At 43.1% G+C, this 1,844-nt stretch carries 1 protein-coding gene; it reads right to left on the bottom strand.

Features of this window, described 5'->3' with window-relative positions:
* Positions 1 to 75: 75 nt before the first annotated feature.
* Positions 76 to 1,335: a group II intron reverse transcriptase/maturase gene (gene ltrA, locus H131_RS22270; RefSeq protein WP_196228956.1), complete on the bottom strand. Its 1,260-nt coding sequence runs from the start codon at positions 1,333 to 1,335 to the stop codon at positions 76 to 78.
* Positions 1,336 to 1,844: the final 509 nt, after the last annotated feature.

Here is a 1,844-nt window from a genome sequence, read left to right as displayed (position 1 = left end):
AATCGAGTAGGAGGGAGTGATTAACTCCCGACCTCTCACACCACCGTACGTACGGTTCCGTATACGGCGGTTCAATTAAGATGAATAACGCAAAGTTTCGTAACGAACTTGCAGACTTTTCAGCCCTTGGCCATTCCAATAGGAATTGCCGAGGGTTCTGTGTAATATGGGGCTTTTTGAGATGCGCCAGTATCCTTTTCGGGTATTACCCCATTCGTACGCTTTTCCGTATGGAACTTTTAAACGAATGAGATTTCTGACTCTCGTTCGGGGTTTCTTCCAATTCTTCCAAAGGCACATTCGCAACCGCCTTTTAATCCAGCTGTCTAACCTGTTGAATATTGAAGGTGTGTCTGCGAGCGCAAAATATCCGCACCATCCTATTAAATATTGATTTAATTTCTCGATACGGTATTCCATTGAAAATGGCTTCTTTCTAGAGGTAATTTCTCGTATTTTCTTCTTCATTCGTTCAAGGCTTGTTTTCGCGATTCGAACTTTTGGCTCTTTATTCTTCGTGAAGCTAAAACCAAGGAACTTTCTGTTCCATGGGCGGTCAACTGCTGACTTCGTTTCATTTACTTTTAACCGAAGTTTCCTTTCAATAAATCGTTGTACACTTGCCATTGTACGCTCCCCTGCACGTTTACTTTTCACATAAATATTGCAGTCGTCTGCGTATCGAACGAATTTGTGTCCACGCTTCTCTAATTCTTTATCAAGTTCATCTAAAACGATATTCGAAAGAAGTGGACTTAATGGTCCACCTTGCGGTGTTCCTTCGTCTGTACTCGAAATAACTCCATTTATCATGACACCAGCTTGGAGATATTTACGGATAAGTTTTAATAATGATTTATCATGAATTCTTTTCGCTAATGTTGCCATTAATCGGTCATGGTTGACCTTATCAAAGAATTTCTCTAAATCCATATCTACAACCCAACGATATCCTTCCTTCATATAGCCCTTCGCTTTTCGGACTGCGTCATGAGCACTCCGATTTGGACGGAATCCATAACTGTTGTCCGAAAAAGTTTGGTCATATTCCTTTGATAATATCTGCGATATAGCTTGTTGAATCAAACGATCTGTCACGGTTGGGATTCCTAATAGACGCACACCGCCGTCTGGTTTCGGGATTTCGACACGAAGTACTGGTTGCGGTTCATAGGTTCCCGCTAGAATTTGTGCTTTAATGGATTCCCAGTTTTCGAGGATGTGCTGACGTAAGGTTTGTACGGGCATCATGTCTACTCCCTGGCTTCCTTTATTCGCTTCCACTCGCTTTAATGCTTGTATCATATTCGGACGTGCTAGAATTTGATTCAACATTACCATTTCGTTCCTTTCCGTGAATAGCTTGTCTTCTTATGCCCACCTGAACTACACCCTCCGCAAATACCCTCATGGACTTCACCATTACTTTCTAAGCGTGAGGTTTCCCTGTTTTCTGTGTTTATTCATTCAAGGTGGAATGCCAAGGGCTATTCTCTCTTAGTTGTTCAGCCCTTCCGATTAGTTCTAGACCCAATCGTACTATGACCTCTGCTGACTTCTGATGGTTCAGCTACTTGTCACCAAGTAGGTTATGAAGGGTACTTCACGTTTCCATCAGACCTCCCCGGGTAAGCGTATGCACTTTCACACCATCTATCCGCCTCATTTACTCGATATGACCTTCGACAGAAAGGACTTTGTTTTGTAATGCAAACTCATCCAATCATACCTAGCCTTATATGAGATTCGTGTTCCTCGGACCGGTGTTTTGCCTCCAGCTTCCTTCAGATTCCGCGTCGCCACGGACACCCTTGCTCTTGGCTAACCTCTACTTCTGTCTTCGG

The organism is Lysinibacillus sphaericus OT4b.31 (assembly GCF_000392615.1).
Lineage (GTDB): Bacteria > Bacillota > Bacilli > Bacillales_A > Planococcaceae > Lysinibacillus > Lysinibacillus sphaericus_B.
Note: the sequence above shows the minus strand (reverse complement) of the source record. Positions and strands in the feature narration are given on the sequence as shown.

Coding starts and splice junctions, on each gene's coding strand:
- ltrA (WP_196228956.1), bottom strand. CDS start 1,335: ATGTTGAATCAAATTCTAGCACGTCCGAATATGATACAAGCATTAAAG.